Origin of the sequence: Streptomyces sp. BE303, assembly GCF_036290945.1 — a bacterium.
In the GTDB taxonomy this organism is placed as follows: Bacteria; Actinomycetota; Actinomycetes; order Streptomycetales; family Streptomycetaceae; genus Kitasatospora.
The window spans coordinates 1-281 of sequence record NZ_JAQYWZ010000678.1; the positions used below are offsets into that span (position 1 = coordinate 1).

Below are 281 nucleotides of genomic sequence, written 5' to 3' on the forward strand. Positions count from 1 at the left end.
AGTTGACCCGGATCGTCCCGTTCGAGATGGTCGACGAGGCGCTGGCGCAGACCGGCAGGGTGCAGGCGCGGGTCCGGGACCTGCCGTCTCGGGTGGTGGTGTATCTGCTGCTGGCCGGGTGCCTGTTCCCTGGGCTGGGCCGGCGGCAGGTGTGGCAGCGGCTGACCGCCGGACTGGACGGCCTGCCGGTCGCCGACCCGACCGGCGGCGCGTTCGCCCAGGCCCGCAGGCGGGTGGGGGCCGAGCCGATGCGCTGGCTGTTCGACCTGCTACGCGGCCCG

1 protein-coding gene is annotated in these 281 nt (G+C 75.1%); it reads left to right on the plus strand.

The features are described 5' to 3' along the window. A partial coding sequence (locus PUR56_RS16205) for a transposase domain-containing protein (RefSeq protein ID WP_329949448.1) occupies positions 1-281 on the plus strand: 281 nt, incomplete at both ends.